The sequence below is a fragment of the Serratia sp. NA_13 genome (assembly GCF_052691735.1).
This window is the reverse complement of record NZ_JBQZFV010000010.1, coordinates 74,989-91,175: the sequence shown is the minus strand read 5'-3', so window position 1 is coordinate 91,175 and position 16,187 is coordinate 74,989. Positions and strand designations below refer to the sequence as shown.

The 16,187-nt window shown below is 57.1% G+C and carries 18 protein-coding genes; 6 read left to right on the top strand and 12 right to left on the bottom strand.

The window, feature by feature from the left end; genetic code table 11:
* The first annotated feature begins 53 nt into the window (after nt 1-53).
* Nucleotides 54-977, top strand: a complete 924-nt coding sequence (locus ACUTSU_RS14970; RefSeq protein ID WP_445654344.1) for a LysR family transcriptional regulator — start codon at nt 54-56, stop codon at nt 975-977.
* On the opposite strand, the gene ACUTSU_RS14965 is transcribed toward ACUTSU_RS14970, so the two are convergent.
* Both ACUTSU_RS14965 and ACUTSU_RS14960 read right to left on the bottom strand, forming a co-directional pair.
* The gene (locus tag ACUTSU_RS14965; RefSeq protein ID WP_445651938.1) at nt 967-2,121 is read right to left on the bottom strand and encodes an MFS transporter; all 1,155 of its coding nucleotides are present in this window, start codon (nt 2,119-2,121) and stop codon (nt 967-969) included. The genes ACUTSU_RS14970 and ACUTSU_RS14965 overlap by 11 nt on opposite strands.
* 315 nt (nt 2,122-2,436) lie before the next feature.
* Nucleotides 2,437-3,345: a LysR family transcriptional regulator gene (locus ACUTSU_RS14960; protein WP_445651939.1), complete on the bottom strand. Its 909-nt coding sequence runs from the start codon at nt 3,343-3,345 to the stop codon at nt 2,437-2,439.
* A 109-nt stretch (nt 3,346-3,454) separates the two neighbouring features.
* Between ACUTSU_RS14960 and ACUTSU_RS14955 the strand changes: the two genes are divergently transcribed.
* Together ACUTSU_RS14955 and ACUTSU_RS14950 are read left to right on the top strand one after the other, a co-directional pair.
* On the top strand, nt 3,455-4,339 hold the full coding sequence (locus ACUTSU_RS14955) for an MBL fold metallo-hydrolase (RefSeq protein WP_445651940.1): 885 nt from the start codon (nt 3,455-3,457) through the stop codon (nt 4,337-4,339).
* A 75-nt stretch (nt 4,340-4,414) separates the two neighbouring features.
* Nucleotides 4,415-5,065 (top strand): DsbA family protein, encoded by a 651-nt coding sequence (locus ACUTSU_RS14950; RefSeq protein WP_445651941.1) that lies wholly within the window; start codon nt 4,415-4,417, stop codon nt 5,063-5,065.
* 48 nt (nt 5,066-5,113) lie between these two features.
* Here the strand turns inward: ACUTSU_RS14950 and ACUTSU_RS14945 are convergent, their stop codons facing one another.
* Nucleotides 5,114-5,821 carry a tetratricopeptide repeat protein gene (locus tag ACUTSU_RS14945; protein ID WP_445651942.1) on the bottom strand — a complete coding sequence of 236 codons (708 nt, stop codon included), beginning with the start codon at nt 5,819-5,821 and terminating at the stop codon, nt 5,114-5,116.
* Between the two features lie 190 nt (nt 5,822-6,011).
* Here ACUTSU_RS14945 and ACUTSU_RS14940 point away from each other — a divergent pair, with 190 nt between their 5' ends.
* The gene (locus ACUTSU_RS14940; protein ID WP_445651943.1) at nt 6,012-7,748 is read left to right on the top strand and encodes an ABC transporter ATP-binding protein/permease; all 1,737 of its coding nucleotides are present in this window, start codon (nt 6,012-6,014) and stop codon (nt 7,746-7,748) included.
* Nucleotides 7,749-7,787: 39 nt separating this feature from the next.
* Here ACUTSU_RS14940 and agaF read toward each other — a convergent pair whose 3' ends face one another.
* Genes agaF through agaR form a run of 6 tightly spaced genes read right to left on the bottom strand, consistent with a single transcriptional unit; the run spans nt 7,788 to nt 12,469 of the window.
* A complete protein-coding gene (agaF, locus tag ACUTSU_RS14935) occupies nt 7,788-8,222 on the bottom strand; it encodes a PTS galactosamine/N-acetylgalactosamine transporter subunit IIA (protein ID WP_445654343.1) in 435 nt (144 codons plus the stop codon).
* An 11-nt stretch (nt 8,223-8,233) separates the two neighbouring features.
* Nucleotides 8,234-9,127: a PTS system mannose/fructose/sorbose family transporter subunit IID gene (locus ACUTSU_RS14930; RefSeq protein WP_445651945.1), complete on the bottom strand. Its 894-nt coding sequence runs from the start codon at nt 9,125-9,127 to the stop codon at nt 8,234-8,236.
* Complete coding sequence (gene agaW, locus ACUTSU_RS14925; protein ID WP_445651946.1) at nt 9,117-9,896, bottom strand: PTS N-acetylgalactosamine transporter subunit IIC; 780 nt, start codon at nt 9,894-9,896, stop codon at nt 9,117-9,119. Before agaW ends, ACUTSU_RS14930 begins: the two co-directional genes overlap by 11 nt.
* A 14-nt stretch (nt 9,897-9,910) precedes the next feature.
* The gene (gene agaV, locus ACUTSU_RS14920; protein WP_445651947.1) at nt 9,911-10,387 is read right to left on the bottom strand and encodes a PTS N-acetylgalactosamine transporter subunit IIB; all 477 of its coding nucleotides are present in this window, start codon (nt 10,385-10,387) and stop codon (nt 9,911-9,913) included.
* Nucleotide 10,388: 1 nt separating this feature from the next.
* Complete coding sequence (locus ACUTSU_RS14915) at nt 10,389-11,672, bottom strand: D-tagatose-bisphosphate aldolase, class II, non-catalytic subunit (RefSeq protein ID WP_445651948.1); 1,284 nt, start codon at nt 11,670-11,672, stop codon at nt 10,389-10,391.
* Between the two features lie 23 nt (nt 11,673-11,695).
* Nucleotides 11,696-12,469 carry a transcriptional repressor AgaR gene (gene agaR, locus ACUTSU_RS14910; protein ID WP_445651949.1) on the bottom strand — a complete coding sequence of 258 codons (774 nt, stop codon included), beginning with the start codon at nt 12,467-12,469 and terminating at the stop codon, nt 11,696-11,698.
* Between the two features lie 514 nt (nt 12,470-12,983).
* On the opposite strand from agaR, the gene ACUTSU_RS14905 reads away from it, so the two are divergent.
* Together ACUTSU_RS14905 and ACUTSU_RS14900 are read left to right on the top strand one after the other, a co-directional pair.
* A complete protein-coding gene (locus ACUTSU_RS14905; protein ID WP_445654342.1) occupies nt 12,984-13,415 on the top strand; it encodes a hypothetical protein in 432 nt (143 codons plus the stop codon).
* 16 nt (nt 13,416-13,431) lie between these two features.
* Nucleotides 13,432-13,764 carry a hypothetical protein gene (locus tag ACUTSU_RS14900; RefSeq protein WP_445654341.1) on the top strand — a complete coding sequence of 111 codons (333 nt, stop codon included), beginning with the start codon at nt 13,432-13,434 and terminating at the stop codon, nt 13,762-13,764.
* Here ACUTSU_RS14900 and ACUTSU_RS14895 read toward each other — a convergent pair.
* From ACUTSU_RS14895 to ACUTSU_RS14885, 3 genes are all read right to left on the bottom strand, one after another.
* Nucleotides 13,754-13,927: a hypothetical protein gene (locus ACUTSU_RS14895; protein WP_445651952.1), complete on the bottom strand. Its 174-nt coding sequence runs from the start codon at nt 13,925-13,927 to the stop codon at nt 13,754-13,756. The genes ACUTSU_RS14900 and ACUTSU_RS14895 overlap by 11 nt on opposite strands.
* A gap of 11 nt (nt 13,928-13,938) precedes the next feature.
* Nucleotides 13,939-14,052 (bottom strand): YmiA family putative membrane protein, encoded by a 114-nt coding sequence (locus ACUTSU_RS14890; protein ID WP_445651953.1) that lies wholly within the window; start codon nt 14,050-14,052, stop codon nt 13,939-13,941.
* Nucleotides 14,053-14,442: 390 nt separating this feature from the next.
* The gene (locus ACUTSU_RS14885; protein WP_445651954.1) at nt 14,443-16,095 is read right to left on the bottom strand and encodes a multidrug ABC transporter permease/ATP-binding protein; all 1,653 of its coding nucleotides are present in this window, start codon (nt 16,093-16,095) and stop codon (nt 14,443-14,445) included.
* Between the last annotated feature and the right edge of the window lie 92 nt (nt 16,096-16,187).

Here is a 16,187-nt window from a genome sequence, read left to right as displayed (position 1 = left end):
TAGCCAGAGTCTATTCATTTATGATATGGCTTTGCTGATTAAAAGAGCTGCCGATGCACGCGATAACGCTACGCCAGATTGAAATCTTCTATGCGGTGATGACCACCGGCAACCTGACCGAAGCCGCCGCGCTGCTGCAAACCTCGCAGCCCACCGTCAGCCGTGAGCTGGCGCGCTTTGAGAAGCTCATCCAGCTGCAATTGTTCGAACGGGTACGAGGTCGGTTATCCCCAACGGTACAAGGCCTGCGGCTATTAGAGGAGGTGCAGCGCTCCTACTACGGCCTGGATCGTATCACCGCCGCCGCCGCCAGTATCCGCCAGTTCCAGCAGGCTCAACTGTCGATTGCCTGCCTGCCGGTGTTCTCTCAATCACTGCTGCCCGCGGTGTGCAAACCTTTTATCGATCTCTATCCGGAGGTGAGTTTCAGCGTAATACCGCAGGAATCACCGCTGCTGGAAGAGTGGCTGTCAGCGCAGCGCCACGATTTGGGACTGACAGAAAATACCCTGACCCCGGCAGGGACCGAGCGCATGACGCTGATGACACTGAACGAGGTGTGCGTGCTACCGGCCGGGCATCCCCTGCTGGCGAAAACGGTGTTAACACCGCAGGACTTTGCCGGACAAAACTTTATCAGCCTGTCGAACACCGACAGCTATCGCCAGCTACTGGATTCGTTGTTCAGTGAGGAAGGCGTCAAGCGCCGTCTGGTGATGGAAACCCATAGTGCCGCATCGGTCTGCGCCATGGTGAAAGCGGGAGTGGGAGTGTCGATCGTTAACCCGCTGACGGCGCTCGATTACGCCGGCAGCGGTGTTCACGTGCGGACATTCAGCGTTGAAGTGCCTTTTACCGTTAGCCTGATCCGGCCGCTGCACCGCCCATCTTCGGCGCTGGTCACGGCCTTTACTCAGCATTTGCAACAGCAGGCGCAGACACTCCCCGCCCGTCTGGCGGCAGTCATTACACGCTAGCCGGGCGCTTGGCACGACTGAAGGTCACCAGACAAAGTACCAGTCCCAGCAGCGCGAGCCCCGCGGCCGCCAGCGGTACGCGGGTCAACCCCAACCCCTGCGCAATCACCACGCCACCAACCCAGGCGCCAATCGCATTGCCGACGTTAAACGCAGCAATATTTAACGTTGACACCAGATTCGGTGCCTTTTTACCGTAGGTCACCACGTTGATCTGCAATGCAGGCACTGCGGCAAACGCCGCCGCGGCCCACAGGAACAAGGTGATTTCCGCCGGCACCATTGAGTGACTGGTCCAACTGAACAGCGCCGCGAAACAGGCGATGACCAGGAAAGTACAGGTCAGGGTCAGTGGCAAACGCCAGTCGGCCAGACGGCCGCCAAGGATATTACCCAGCGTCAGGCCCACCCCCATCAACAGCAGCGTCCAACTGACGCCATGTGAGGAAACCCCAGTCACTTCGGTCAGCAACGGGGCAATATAGGTAAACAGCGCGAACATGGATGCGGCAAAGGCCACGGTCATCAGCAGCGAAAGCCAGATGCCGCCGCCACGCAGTGCCGTCAGCTCTTTTTTCAGGTCGGTCGGTTGTTCATCCTTGACGATCGGCAGCTTGCTATACAGCGCCAACAGGGATAACACGCCGATCACCGTCACAGCCCAGAAGGTTGAGCGCCAGCCCAATGCTTGTCCTAGCGCAGTGCCGAGCGGCACCCCCAACACGTTGGCCAATGTCAGACCGGTGAACATCAACGCCACGGCAGAAGCCCGACGGTTTGGCGCCACCAGGTTAGCCGCCACTACAGCGCCAATGCCGAAGAACGCACCGTGACACAGAGCGGTGATAATGCGCGCCAGCATCAGGAAATCGTAGCTGTAACTCAGCGCACACATAATATTGCCGAAGATGAAAATCACCATCAGCAGTAACAGCGTCTTTTTGCGCGGCAGCTTCGCCGTTAGCAACGCCATGATCGGTGCGCCGATAGCCACGCCAAGGGCATAACCGCTGATCAACCAGCCGGCGGAAGGAATAGAGACCTGCAGATCCCTCGCGACTTCCGGCAGCAACCCCATAATAACGAACTCGGTGGTGCCGATAGCAAATGCACTTAATGCCAGTGCGAGCAGAGAAACAGGCATGCGTAACGCTCCCAATCAACAAAGCCCCGGCGTAAGGCGCGCGAGGCTGGTAAAAAAACACAAAATTATCGGCCAGCCTGGCAGGCTGTCCGTGGAAAGGTCAGAGAGGATGTTCAAAGAGCCGGGTTATCTATTTAACCCTATAATTATTAAGTCTTATTCACTCTTCTCACGCTACAAAAACTACACGTCACCCCATCGGTTAACCAGTGACAAAGCCGCAACAGCGCACAAAATACCCCGCTAAACTCGCTAACCACTTGAATGCGCTGATGATGAAAAATGTGTGAAAATGTTACTACGGCGTTAACGATATCAGCGCAACGTCGCTCGCCAGCCGGCATCGGTGGCAAACCACTCCACTAAAAAGTCCAACATGGTCCTCAGAGTCGCCGGCATCTGTCGACGGGAAGTATAAATACCGTAAATGCCCATCGACTGGGGCCGATAATCCGGCATCAGCTCAATCAGTTCGCCACTGGCCAGCTGCGGTGCCGCCGAATAGTAAGGCTGCATGGAAATCCCCGCCCCCTGCACCGTTCCCGCCATCAATACCACCGACTCGTTGGCGCTCAGATTACCGCTGACTGCGACTGCCGACTTCACCCCCTGGTGGTCAAAATGCCACAGGCTTTTACCGAAGTAGGAGTAAGTCAGGCAGTTGTGCAGCGCCAGATCCTGCGGATGACGCGGCGTGCCATGCGCCGCCAGATAGCCCGGAGCAGCGCAGACCACCGAGGCGCAGGAAGACAGCGGTCGGGCGATCAGATTGGGATCCAGCTCATTGGTAATTCGCAGCGCCAAATCGATACGCTCTTCGACCAGATTCACCGCGCGATTGTTCATTTGCAGATCCACCGCCACCTGCGGATGACGCTTCAGGTATTGCGCTACCGCGCCCACCAGCGCCGTCTGGCCCAGCGACTGCGAACAGGTGATCCGGAGCAGACCGCGCAGTTCATCACTCTGCTCCCCTTCGACCAGATCTATTTCCCCCGCCAGCGCCAGCATCTGTCGGCAACGCTCTAATGTACGCTCACCAGCGTCAGTCAGACTAAGCTTACGAGTAGTACGATGCAGCAAACGTGCACCGGCCCATTGCTCCATCTGGGCCAGATAACGCGTCACCATAGCGCGCGACATTTCCAGCGTTTCCGCCGCCGCAATCATGCTGCCACGGTCAACGATGGTGATAAAAACCTCAGCGGCAGTGATGCGATCCATGATTCGTCCGATTTACGCAATGAATAATTGCTCATTATCCGGTTTTTCTATCGCTTTATGCAACCTAACATCTACACAACATTTAATCGCTACCCAAGGACCTCTGACCATGTTTAACAAATCATTACTGACCCTGGCCTTCGCCGGCATCACCACCTTTAGCGCCTACGCCACCGCATCCGACACTCTGACCATGGAAGTGTACAACCCAGGTGAGAAAAGCGTTTTCCCGGTATCTTCTGAAATCATCAGCGGCAAGCACGAAGTGGCACTAATCGACGCCCAGTTCCAGCGCAATGACGCAGAAGAACTGGTGAAAAAGATCAAGGCCACCGGCAAGAAGCTGACCACCGTCTACATCAGCCATTCAGATCCGGATTTCTATTTTGGTCTGGACGTGATTAAAGCCGCGTTCCCACAGGCGAAAATCATCGCTTCACCGGGCACCATCGAAGAAATCAACGCCACCAAAGACGGCAAAGTAGCCTACTGGGGCCCAATTCTGAAAGACAACGCGCCGAAAGCGGTAGTGGTTCCACAGGCATTGCAGGGTGACAGCTTCACCGTTGACGGCCAGAAAGTCGAAGTGAAAGGCTTGACCGGCCCAACGCCGGAGCGCACCTACGTGTGGATCCCGGCGCTGAAAGCGGTAGTGGGCGGTGTTCCGGTCGCAGGCGACAATATCCATCCGTGGATCGCCGATAACCAGACCGTAGAATCCCGCGCGCACTGGCAGCAAACGCTGGAAGGCATCAAGGCATTGAAACCGAAAGTCGTTGTCCCTGGCCATTTCCTGCCGGGTGCCGACCAGACGCTGAAATCCGTTACCTTTACCCAGAACTACCTGACCACGCTGGAAGCTGAACTGCCGAAAGCCAAAGATTCTGCGGCACTGGTGGCGGCAATGAAAAAGCATTACCCGAACCTGAAAGATGAATCCAGCTTGGAACTGAGCGCCAAGGTGCTGAAAGGCGAAATGAAGTGGCCTCAATAAGCCCGCCTATACCCACAGATTAAAGCGTTACTGCCACCCGCCCTTGAAAGGGGGCGGGGATAAAGAGGAATAATTATGACCGGCACGACTCTGCATTACATTTTCGATCCGCTGTGTGGCTGGTGTTATGGCGCGGCCCCGCTGGTGAAGGCGGCCAAAACCATTCCAGGGCTGAACATCGTCCTGCATGCCGGTGGCATGATGACCGGCAACAACCGCCGCCAAATCACGGACGAATGGCGTAATTATGTTATCCCGCACGACAAACGTATTGCGGAGTTAACCGGACAGACCTTTGGCGAAGCCTATTTCAATGGCTTGCTACGTGATACCACCGCAGTGATGGACTCAGAACCGCCGATTACCGCGATACTGGCGGCGCAGGCGCTGGCGGGACGTGGGCTGGATATGCTGCATCGCATTCAGGAAGCGCATTATCAGGAAGGTCGACGCATCGCCGATACGCCGGTGCTGGAAGCTCTGGCGAAAGAGCTGGGTCTGGCTTCTGCCCCGTTCATCGCCGAAATGCGCTTCAACGCCGGCGTGCAGACCGCGCAACATATAGCGCAAAGCCGGGCGATGCTTGCCAAAGTTCAGGGGCAAGGGTTCCCGACCTTTGCACTCGAAGAAAGTGAAGGCCGGCTGCGCCAGATCCCGGTGGGCAACTATCTGGGGAATGTTGAAGCCTGGAAAGAATTACTGAGCGGTGCTGTTACCTGGGCGTAAACCGGGTTAATCTGCCCGGGCATCCACTCTGTTGGGTGCCTGGGCTATTTATTCGACCCGCACAAAGCGCCCTTCCGCCCGTACGTTAAAACCAAAACCGCAGTCGCCTTTGGTATGCATTTGCAGCGCATCCGCCGTGAATTGTATCGCCACATCACAGGTTATCGCGTCCTCCGGCTCCCGCTGACGGTACAGCGCCTTGCCCTGTTCAATCGGCAACACCTCGGCGAACTCACCCATATTCGGGCCGTAATACAACCCCATCTGCGGCATGTAATAACCGGAATAGTCGATCAGCCAGCGACCGTCCTGCGGCTTGACCTCCACTTCGCTCCACACCCCGCGCCCGGCATACTGCCAGTAGACGCCGCCCGGGCCGTTCGACGGCGGTTGCTTCGCCAGGCGCTGCTGCAGCAGTTTTAAATTATGTTGGGATTTACTGTCCTGCGGTGCCAGTTCCAGATAGGCGCGTGCCTTGAGCAGTTCACCGGCATGCATCAGCGCCAGTGCCACGTTGTTGTAAGCGGTGGCGGTCGCCTGGCTGTCAAGGCCACAGAACTCGCTCCAGGCGGCCTGATCGCGGAAAACGTCGGCTGCGCGCGGGTAATCGCCGCGCTGGTAGGCACTTTTCCCCAGCTCGGCATAGCTCGCCACTTTGTGGCAATCGGCATCAATATCCGGCTCATCAATATGTGCTCTGGCCTGGGCGCTGGCGAACGCACCACAGGTCAACAGCAAGGGAACCAACGCCTTCATTACTTTTCCTTTCCGCAGTAAACACCCCAAATTCGGCGCCAGTATAACCGCCATTGCTCCCGGCGACACCTCTGACGATCCAACCTTAATATTTCAAACGGTTAGCTGCGTTAGAACTGCTTACAGTCCAGGTTTGTTTGTTACTTGTCCGCAGCCCATGCTGAAGAAAATACAGAATCGACGAGAGCCCATGAACACGACCCCACCCCCCAAACACGCCGTCTGGCAATTGATTAAGCCCTTTTGGGTCTCGGAAGAGAAACTGCGAGCCTGGTCGATGCTGATCGCCATTGTCGCTCTGTCGCTCGGGCTGGTGTACATCAGCGTGCTGATCAATCAGTGGAACCAGGTGTTTTACGACGCGCTGCAAAACAAAAACTATCCGGTATTCAAGGCACAACTGTGGCGTTTTACCTATCTGGCGCTGATCTTCATCGTTCTGGCGGTGTATAAAATTTACCTGACGCAGGGCCTGCAGATGCGCTGGCGGCGCTGGATGACGGAAAAATTTATGGGTAAATGGCTGGCGCATCAGGCCTATTACCATACCGAACAGCAACAGATCGTCGATAACCCGGACCAGCGTATTGCCGAGGATCTCAATGTACTGACCCAATACACGCTGTCGCTGTCGCTTGGGCTGCTCTCCAGTCTGGTGACGCTGTTTTCCTTTATCACCATCCTCTGGCACGTCAGCGGGCCAATGACTTTTGTTATCCATCAGCATGCCGTCACCCTGCCCGGCTACATGGTGTGGTTCGCCCTGCTGTACGCAGTGCTAGGTTCGCTGCTGATTTGGTGGGTCGGCAAACCGCTGGTCCAGCTCGGCTTTAATCAGGAGCGCTATGAGGCAAACTTCCGTTTTGGGCTGATCCGTATCCGGGAAAACAACGACGCCATCGCGCTTTATCACGGCGAACCGCGCGAAGCGCAACAGTTGGGTGACCGCTTTGACAGCATCCGCACCAACTGGTGGTCAATCATGCGCATCACCCGCCGACTTAATATCGCCTCTAACTTTTACAGCCAGTTTGCCATTGTTTTCCCACTGTTGGTGGCGGCACCGCGTTACTTCTCCGGCGCTATCCAGATGGGCGGCATGATGCAGATCGCCTCCGCCTTTGGCCAGGTGCAAGGCGCGCTGTCATGGTTTATCGATGCCTTTAGCGATCTGGCGACCTGGAAAGCCTGCGTTAACCGTCTGGCCGGTTTTAACGCCGCCGTGGATCAGGTACACCATCAGCAACGCGGCATTCAACTGCAAGCGGAGAACGATCAACCGCTGATCCTCGACCGTCTCAGCCTGCAACTGCCGGACGGCCAAAGTTTGCTGGGCTCAACGTCGGTGGCGCTGAAACGCGGTGAGAAAGTGCTGGTCGTCGGCCCTTCGGGCTGTGGTAAATCCACGCTGCTGCGTGCTATTGCCGGGATCTGGCCTTACGGCTCCGGTACCATTGGGCTCGACGCCGCCAGCAGTACGTTATTCCTGCCGCAACGCAGTTATATTCCCATAGGCACGCTGCGCGAGGCGCTCAGTTATCCGCATCTCTCAGCCGAATACAGTGATGGGCAACTGCTGAAAGCCCTAGATAACTGCCGCCTTAAACACCTTCAGCGCTGGCTGGACACCAGCGCCAACTGGAGCCACCGTCTGTCGCCGGGCGAGCAACAGCGGCTGGCGTTCGCCCGCGCCATTCTGACCCGCCCGGACATTTTGTTCCTCGACGAGGCCACCAGCGCGCTGGACGATGAAACCGAGCAGTTGATGTATTGCCTGTTGGTCGATGAGCTGCCGCAGGTGACGTTGGTCAGCGTGGCGCACCGCAACAGCGTGGCGAAATACCACCAGAGCTGCTGGCGCTTTACCCGCGCAGAAGAGAACCAACCGGCCCGTATGGCACTAAGCCCACTGCCGGTCGCGAGTTGATCAACCGGGCGCTGCTCCCCTAGCCGCGCCCGGCTTCCCTCAAATGCCGTCGGTCTGTACACCCTCACATTTTACCCGGCGTCTTTCGTGCCACAGGCTGGTCAACCCACGCTTACCGCACGCCAGCGCGACTTCGCGGAATTCATGCAGGCTCAGCCCGTCCCTTTCCAGCATCATTTCCGCCGCCAACTGCATATTCACCCCGGTAAGCACCTCACAATCCCCGTGCGCATCCGCCGTTTCGCTGGCACAGCGAAACGGCGAACCGCCGAGCATATCGGTGAGAAACACCACGCCGTCCGGCTGTGCCACTTCGGCCAACGCCGAGATCAACGCAGCCTTTAACTCAGCAGTACTCATCTGCTCGGGAAAATTGACCGCAACGCAGTCCGGCTGCGGCCCCACCACCTGTTCAACCGCCTGCAACAGCCCACTGGCGAAGCCGCCATGGCCGGTAATCACAATGCCTGGCATAAAACTGCTCCTCACAATAAACCGATAAACTTACCCACCACCCCAATCACCACCGTCACGCCAATCAGCTTCACCGGTGAGAAGCCGCGCTTCATCAGGAAGAAAATCAGCAGCGTAAAGCACAGCGGCAACAGGTTGGGCATCAGCTTGTCCAGCACATCGGTCTGTAGCGCCACGCTGGCTTTGCCGGCATGCATCACCAACGGAGTAGAAAGATGAACATAAGAAGCCACCAGTGCACCGATCACCGTCATGCCGACAATCGAGGCGGCGTGGGATATTCGCCGGGTATGGGTTTTCAGCAGCGCCAGCGCGCTGGTACCGGCCTGATAACCATAGTGAGCCAGCCCGAAGCGCAGCCCAAAGTGAAATACGTTAAACAGCAGCAGGAAGACGATCGGCCCAAACAGGCTGCCTTCCAACGCCAGCGAGGCACCAATCCCGGCGCAGATCGGCAGCAGCGTCAGCCAGAACAGCGCATCGCCAATCCCGCCCAGCGGCCCCATCAGCGCCACTTTTACCGCGCGAATGGTGGAGATCTTCTCTTTGTTTTGCTCCATCGCCAGCACCAGCCCGGAAAGGAAGGTGACGTCAAACGGATGCACATTGATAAACTCCATGTGCATTTTCATCGAGTTGGACAGATCCTGCGGATTGCGGTGGATCTTGCGCAACGCCGGGATCAACTGATATAGCCAGCCACCGGCCTGCATACGCTCATAATTGAACGAGGCCTGCAGCAGCAACGAGCGCCAGGCCATGCGGTTGATATCCCCGCGGGTCAGAGCCTCGGCGGGCTGGCTATCGACATAATCGCCCTGCTCCACCTGGCTGGTAGCCAGCGCCTGCGCCATACGTTTTTCCGCTTTTTGTGCCAGCAGATCGTCGGTATCGTTAAATGCCATCTTCAGCATCCTCCTGGGGGACAGGTTGTTTGAGCGGGTCGGCAGCGGCCCGTTGACTGTTAAAGAAGTCGATCAGGGCGATCGCCAGCGCGCCCAGCGCCACCGCCAGGATCGGCAATTTAAGGAAGGTGACGGCAATAAAACCGAGGATGAAATAGGCCACATAGGTTTTTTTCATCATCACTTTCATCAGCAGTGAGAAGCCAATCGCCGGCATCATGCCACCTGCCACCGCCAGACCGTCCAACAGCCAGACCGGGGCCTTTTGCACCATGGCACTGGCCGCGTCGGCACCGAAATAAATCGGCAGAAACGCCACCACAAAATAGAACGCGAACAGGATGCTGATACCGAGGTAGTTCACCCGTTCAATTCCGCGCCAGTTCAGTTCTTTCACCATGCGATCGCAGCGATGCATCATCGGTGAAAACAGGGTGAACAGCAGCGTGATACACCCCTGCACCGCAATCGAAAACGGCACCGCAACGCCAATCGCCACCTTGGGATCGGCTTTGGTAAGAATGGCGAATGCCGTGCCAATCACCCCGCCAATCACCACGTTCGGCGGCTGAGCCCCCGCCAGCGGCACCATGCCCATCCACACCAGTTCCAGCGTGCCGCCGACCAGCAGGCCGGTGTAGACATCCCCCAGGATCAGGCCGACCAGCGGCCCCAGAACCACCGGACGGTGGAAGTGGGTCAGGCCGTCGAACAGGTCGACCCCCGCCAATCCGGCCAGCAGTGCAATCAATAACGCATCAGTCAACATGATTTCCCCCAAACTCAAAACAGCAGTTTGCCGACAGGCTCACCCGCTTCATCCGGCACCCTGCGCACCTCACATTCGACGCCCAGCGCCGCCAGTTCGCGAAAGGCGGCCACGTCACCCTCATCCAGCGAGACCGTTTTATGCACCTGCCGCTTGCCCTCGACGAAATGCATGTTGCCGACATTGACGAAACGGATCGGCACCCCGCCCTGTACCAGCCGCAAAACATCCTGCGGCGTTTTGCACACCAAAAAGATCTTCTGGCGATCTGCCGCCTTGTGGATCACGTCGATGGTTTTCTGCAGCGTGAAGTAACGTGTCTGCACCCCCTCAGCCACTACCATATCCATCAGGTTCTGCTGCACCGGATCGGCCGCCGCTTCATCGTTGGCCACCACCACCAGATTGGCCCCCAGGGTGTTGGTCCAGGTAACGCCGACCTGGCCATGGACCAGTCGGTTATCAATGCGGGTCATCAGGATATTCGGCATTTCAGTGCACCTCCGGGTAGCAGGCGGCGTGATAATCATTAAGTACCTGCGTGACCTTATGCATCACCCAGTCCTGCGGATCCTCGCTCAGTTCGCCGGCATTCATCGCACGGGCCTGGTCGGGCAGATACTGGCTTAACAGCGCCAACGGCACCGGATTGCGGCGCAGGTTGTCAATTAGCCGCTCAACCGCCTGCTGAACCTGTGGCTGCGGCCAGTAGTAACGCACCCGGTCGCTCAGGCTGTAATGGCGGTCGATATACTGTTGATGTGGATTGCCGTGGTAGTAGCGACTCCACTGCTGCGGCTGCTCGCGCATCACCTGTTCCAGCGTGGCGCACAGTTGCGCCGACTGATGTTCGCCCAGCCATTCACGTTCAATATGATCCAGGGCGAACAGCGCCTCACGCAGGGCAAATGTCAGCGCCGGACCGACTTTCAGGATGGCGAAATGGTCGCCAACCAGTTGCCGGTAGGCCTGCGGGGGTTGGTAATCCGTTGAATGCGCCTCGTAGACCATGCCCGGCTGCCGTTCGATAAAGCGGCTAAGTTCATGGGCCCGTTGAGGTTGGTAGTGTTCTACGCTGTGATGATCAAACTCCACACCCGGCTGTACCACCAGCGCAATGGTTCGCCTCCAGGCGTCGACCAGCTCCGCCCGCTGCCAGGCCAGGCGATGTACCTCAAGCGTTTGCTGCACCGCCTGCGGCGTTGTGACCTGCATGCCTTCCAGCGCCTCCTGCGCGCCGCCCGGCACCGGCACTTCGGTACCTATGACATACACCGGTGGCTCGCCGCCGCTTTCCTGCCAGGCGCGTTCCGCGACGCTACACAGCCGGGCCGCACGAACGGCCACGGTTTCATCATTCAGTGGGAAAGGGTCGCCCACGCAGGACATGGAACAATCGAGGTGAATTTTGCGAAAACCGGCGCGGACATAATCGTCGATCAGCGTTTCCGCCAGCTGCATCGCTTCTTCTGCCGGTCTATCCTGCCAGGCATTGGGACCGAGATGATCGCCCCCCAGCCATAGGCGGTCACGCGACAGCCCGACTTCATCCGCCAGTTGCCACAGCGCATCGCGGAACTGCTGCGCCGTCTGGCCGGTGTAACCACCAAACTGATTGACCTGATTCGAGGTGGCCTCAACCAGCACCGGCGTGCCACGCGCCCTGGCCTGCCGCAGGGCCGCTTTCAGCACCCAAGGGTGAGCGGAACAAACGGAAAAAACGCCAACCGGTTTTCCGGCCTTGTGCTGCTCAACAAGCTTTAACAACTGCTGCATGAAACCCCCACGCAGACGCCCTATTACCGATCGGCGATGACAACCTCCACGCCCAACTCGGTTAACGCCCGCTCGTAATCGTCCGGAAGAAGGCTGTCGGTAATCAGCCGATGAATTTGTCCGGCTTCGCGGATCATGCAAAAGCTCTTGCGACCAAACTTGCTGGCATCTGCCACGGCGATGATCTCGCGCGCCACCTCGCACATCACGCGATTGAGGTGGGCCTCACCGGGATGAGGCGTGGTGATACCGGCAACCAGATCGAAACCGTCGACGCCCAAAAACAGTTTGTCGAAGCGGTACTGGCGCAATTGCTGCTCGGCAGCCGGACCGTAGAGCGAATAGGAGTTACGGCGCACGCTGCCGCCCAACACCATTACCTCCACCCCATCGTGACCTGAAAGCTCATAGGCAATGTTCAACGCATTGGTCATCACCACCAGATCGCGTCGTCCTTTGAGGAACGGCACTATCTGGGTAGTGGTGGAACCGGAATCGAGGATCAGCGCGTCGCCATCACGCACATAGCTTGCCGCTACGCTTGCGATCTGCGACTTCACGTCGCGGTTTAATCGCCCTTTGTCATGCAATGGGCGATCGAAGGCGAATTGCTGATTGAGCATCGCGCCGCCATAGGCCCGCAGCGCGCACCCTTTTCGTTCCAGAAAGCGCAGATCGTTGCGGATCGTCACCGTGGATACTGCAAACTGTTTGCTGAGCTGCTCCACGCGCACGCTACCGTGCTCGCATAACAGATCGATAATGTGTTCACGTCGCTTGGCGGTATTCACTGGCATGAGCTGCGGTCCTCAGGTTTCCGGCCGGGCCGGGGAGAAGATGGCTTTCGCTCTACTGCGCTGGCATTACAGCAAAGCGAAAGCAATGAAATTGTGATCGGGGTTACAGCGCTGTTTTAGCAGAAAAAGAGGCTAAAAACCTTTCGGATCGAAATGAAGTGAAAATATTAAGCGGCAGTGAAAGGCAAAGTGAAATATCAGGGCAGGCGCGGTTGCCGGGATGCAGCTCCCAAAGCACAGCAGCAAACGAAAGCGGCGACTTTGCGGGCCGGCTGGCCGACTTTTAGTTCATCAGGTGATCGGGATCACATAACAGCAATTATCCCCTCCCGGCATTGTGTCGCAGACGCCGAAATGGCGCATTTGTCGCAAAACCTGCTTCTTGTCAGGCTAGGGGCTCTTCCCTACACTTGCGCGCAAATATCGGCCCCCTGCCGGTACGTAAGCGTTAACGTCAATCAACGCATCATGCCATGCAGTATTGATTGACTGCCTGCCCCGGTGCGAGGAACTGGTGCCCCAATCCGACTTACCCCCAACGGCTGCCCCGCTAAAACGCAGCCGTTTACGCCCCCCATTATTACTGGTCACCGACATTATGCTGGTCGCGGCCAACCTGCGCGCCGCGCTAACCAGCGTCGGGCCGTTACTGGAACAGATCCAGCAGCAGTTGTTGCTGTCCTCTACCTCGGCCGGTCTGCTTAATTCGCTGCCGTTGATCCTGTTTGCCGTGCTGTCGCCGGTCACTCCCGGCCTGGCCAAACACCTGGGGATTGAACGCACGCTCGGTATGGCGCTGCTACTGCTGGTGATTGGCATCGCACAACCCGGCATGTTATGGCTGGGTACTGTCCTGATCGGCGCAACCATCGCCTTTGCCAACGTGATCTTACCGACGCTGGTGAAACGCGACTTTCCAGGCCGCGCCGCAGCAGGCGGTTTTTGAGCTGTTTATCTATCAGGTGGTGGCAATCGCCGCCAACTTTGTCATGGTATTTATTCTGCCGCGCGCACGCAATCAGCGGGCTATTGCGCTGTGCAGCTCACTGCTGATTTTTACCGGCGTCGCCAGGCTGCTGCTTCTGCCGGCCTATTCTCTGTTATGGTTGATCTTTGCCGGTCTGGGGGCGGGAAGTTCTTTGGTACTGGCGCTGTCGTTCTTTGGCCTGCGCAGCAGCCATCATCACCAGGCTACGCAACGGTCAGGCATGGCGCAATCGGTAGGCTATTTGCTGGCCGCACTGGGGCCGACGCTGTTCGGCATATTGGCCGGACGCAATCGGGTTATTCGTTAACGCCGGGCCGGGTGGCCGGTTTCGGTACGGACTCCGTGGCATCGTCCTGCCAGAGATCGTTGATAAAGTCTCGTTGTTGTTGGGTCAACTGCCAGGAAGGGGGGATCTTGACCGGGCTGTCATCCCGGGCGCCCCCTTTCTTCTTGACGCGTTTTTTGTCCATCGATTTGTTTCCTAAATAAGCAGCCAATAAATCACGGCGGCGATGGCCAGCCAAAACACCCCGCAGCCGATAAATACGCACAGCCAAGCTTTACGTTTGATATCCGCGTCATCCTTGCTTATCACTGCCGCTCCACATAATAGATTAAACTGATCAAAATCCAATTATTGATCTATTTAAACGATCAATAAAGAGGTTTTTTCCTATGGAAATTTAAAAAATACCTGCTAGTCATACACCTAACGTCAGTTGGGCGGCAGAAAGACAACAAAATTAGTCAGGTCATTGCCGATAACGTTGGGGTGGATTAATCGACAAGCAGCAGTGTGACACAAGCAGATAGATCAAAATTAAACCACTACTCACATAATTAATCAGCATAACTTAAGTTAAACTGGCAACAATTTGGGCCGGAGGGCAAGCCTGAAGTGGGGGATATGCTGGTTTGAGCGGATAGCGCCCTGCAAGGAGAATGTATCACCCAGCCCAATAGTGCAGGCTGGGTGATATTAATATCAGTCAATCTGCGAAACCGAGTCCTTGCTGGCACGTTCACGCTCGCTGCCGGTCAACTCGCTGAGTCGCCCGTCACGCATTTGCAGCAGCCGGTCGGCATGTTCGAAGTAATGATCGTCATGGCTGATGGCAAATACCGTTTTGCCCAAAGCGCGTAACTGCGGTAGCAGTTCACGATAGAATATTCGGCGAAATTGCGGATCCTGATCCGCCGCCCATTCGTCCAATAGCAAAATATCCCGCTGCTCTGCCACCGCCAGCAACAGCGCCAGACGCTTGCGCTGCCCCTGCGATAACTGCGGATTGGTAACCCGCAGGCCGTCGAATTGCAATTTGCTTTTCATGTTCAAATGGTTAAGCCAGCTTTCCACCAGTTCAGCATCCGGCTGCTCGCCTTCCGGCCCCTGCAAATGGTGGAACGGATGAAAGTCGGTAAAAATGGCGGAAAACAAGCGGCGGTAGTCGGGCATATCAGCCGCAGTTTGCACAATGCCATCCAGCAAGATTTGCCCACTGACCGGCTGATATAACCCGGTCAACAACATCGCCAGCGTCGATTTACCACTGCCGTTGCCGCCAATCAGGAAGACCAGTTCACCGCGTTGCAAGGTCAAGTCAATCGGCCCAACGGCGAAACCCGCTTTTTGCTCCGTCGCGCCATAGTGGAACATCACATCGCGCAGCTCCAGGGTTTGCCAAGCTTTGGCTGCTACCGCAGGAAACTCGGGTTGATAATCGGCAAGTCGCAGCGCTTTGACCTTGCCGAAGGCGACTTCGGCAGCAATCAGCGTCGGGAATGCCCCCACAGCCTGCAGCAACGGGGTACGCAGGAACAGCAACGTCAGCGAGTAAGTTGCCGCGACAGTAGTATCGGCCCAGCCCAGGCTGTTGGCCATATAAAACACCAAACCAATCGCACCCAGCATCATGATATTCGACCAGTTCACCGCACTGAGATGGTAGGTATCGGCGCGGATGATGTGCTGCCGATAATCTTCGGCATCCGGCTGGTAGGCCTGCCGGTATAGCGCTTTTGCACGATCGCGGTTCAATGCCAGCTCTTTGCGGCCTTCAATCGCAGACTGATAGTGTTCATAGAGGTGCTCTTCAGCCTCTCGCACGCTGGTCAAATGACGATACACCCGCGATACCAGACACCCGCTGCCCAATACCGTCACCGCGACCCAAACGGCAGTGACCGCCAGCATCTGCGGAGATAACCAGCCCAGATAGGCCGCCGACCCCAGCGTCAATATCACCCCTTGCACCAGCTCCGGCAGGCGAACAAAGGCAATGGTGATATTACGTATATCACTGGCCAGGCTCGCCAACAGTGAGGCGCTGCCTAGTTGCTCTATCCGCTCAATATCGGTATCCAGGATCTGTTTCACCAGTTGGCCGCGCAGCCGGAACACAAAATGGTGGCCGAGCGTGGTCAGCGCCAGTTGCGAACCCAGCGTGACTACCATCAGCAGCGCCAGCAGCCCGAGGAACTCCGGCAATACCGCCAGCGGGTTGCCCGCCACCGTCATCAGCCGCAAATTTATAAAGGCGATGATGCCTATACCCAGTGCCGCACTGGCCATGGTCAACGCCATTACCGCCAGAAACGGCCAGCGATACTGGCGGTAAACCACCCGTAGCAACTCCATGAAGAACCCTTAACCTGAAATCTTGAGATGGCAGGCATTGTAAGCGGCCACAAAGTGATATCAATAACAATTCTCATTTTGTCGCCGGCGTT

Bases quoted from the DNA above. Each gene is read 5' to 3' on its own strand.
- agaV (WP_445651947.1), bottom strand. From the start codon at position 10,387: ATGCCGAATATCCTGATGACCCGCATTGATAACCGACTGGTCCATGGC.
- ACUTSU_RS14930 (WP_445651945.1), bottom strand. From the start codon at position 9,127: ATGGCATTTAACGATACCGACGATCTGCTGGCACAAAAAGCGGAAAAA.
- ACUTSU_RS14965 (WP_445651938.1), bottom strand. From the start codon at position 2,121: ATGCCTGTTTCTCTGCTCGCACTGGCATTAAGTGCATTTGCTATCGGC.
- ACUTSU_RS14915 (WP_445651948.1), bottom strand. From the start codon at position 11,672: ATGCAGCAGTTGTTAAAGCTTGTTGAGCAGCACAAGGCCGGAAAACCG.
- ACUTSU_RS14895 (WP_445651952.1), bottom strand. From the start codon at position 13,927: ATGGACAAAAAACGCGTCAAGAAGAAAGGGGGCGCCCGGGATGACAGC.
- agaF (WP_445654343.1), bottom strand. From the start codon at position 8,222: ATGCCAGGCATTGTGATTACCGGCCATGGCGGCTTCGCCAGTGGGCTG.
- agaR (WP_445651949.1), bottom strand. From the start codon at position 12,469: ATGCCAGTGAATACCGCCAAGCGACGTGAACACATTATCGATCTGTTA.
- ACUTSU_RS14955 (WP_445651940.1), top strand. From the start codon at position 3,455: ATGTTTAACAAATCATTACTGACCCTGGCCTTCGCCGGCATCACCACC.
- ACUTSU_RS14970 (WP_445654344.1), top strand. From the start codon at position 54: ATGCACGCGATAACGCTACGCCAGATTGAAATCTTCTATGCGGTGATG.
- agaW (WP_445651946.1), bottom strand. From the start codon at position 9,896: ATGTTGACTGATGCGTTATTGATTGCACTGCTGGCCGGATTGGCGGGG.
- ACUTSU_RS14950 (WP_445651941.1), top strand. From the start codon at position 4,415: ATGACCGGCACGACTCTGCATTACATTTTCGATCCGCTGTGTGGCTGG.
- ACUTSU_RS14885 (WP_445651954.1), bottom strand. From the start codon at position 16,095: ATGGAGTTGCTACGGGTGGTTTACCGCCAGTATCGCTGGCCGTTTCTG.
- ACUTSU_RS14945 (WP_445651942.1), bottom strand. From the start codon at position 5,821: ATGAAGGCGTTGGTTCCCTTGCTGTTGACCTGTGGTGCGTTCGCCAGC.
- ACUTSU_RS14940 (WP_445651943.1), top strand. From the start codon at position 6,012: ATGAACACGACCCCACCCCCCAAACACGCCGTCTGGCAATTGATTAAG.
- ACUTSU_RS14960 (WP_445651939.1), bottom strand. From the start codon at position 3,345: ATGGATCGCATCACTGCCGCTGAGGTTTTTATCACCATCGTTGACCGT.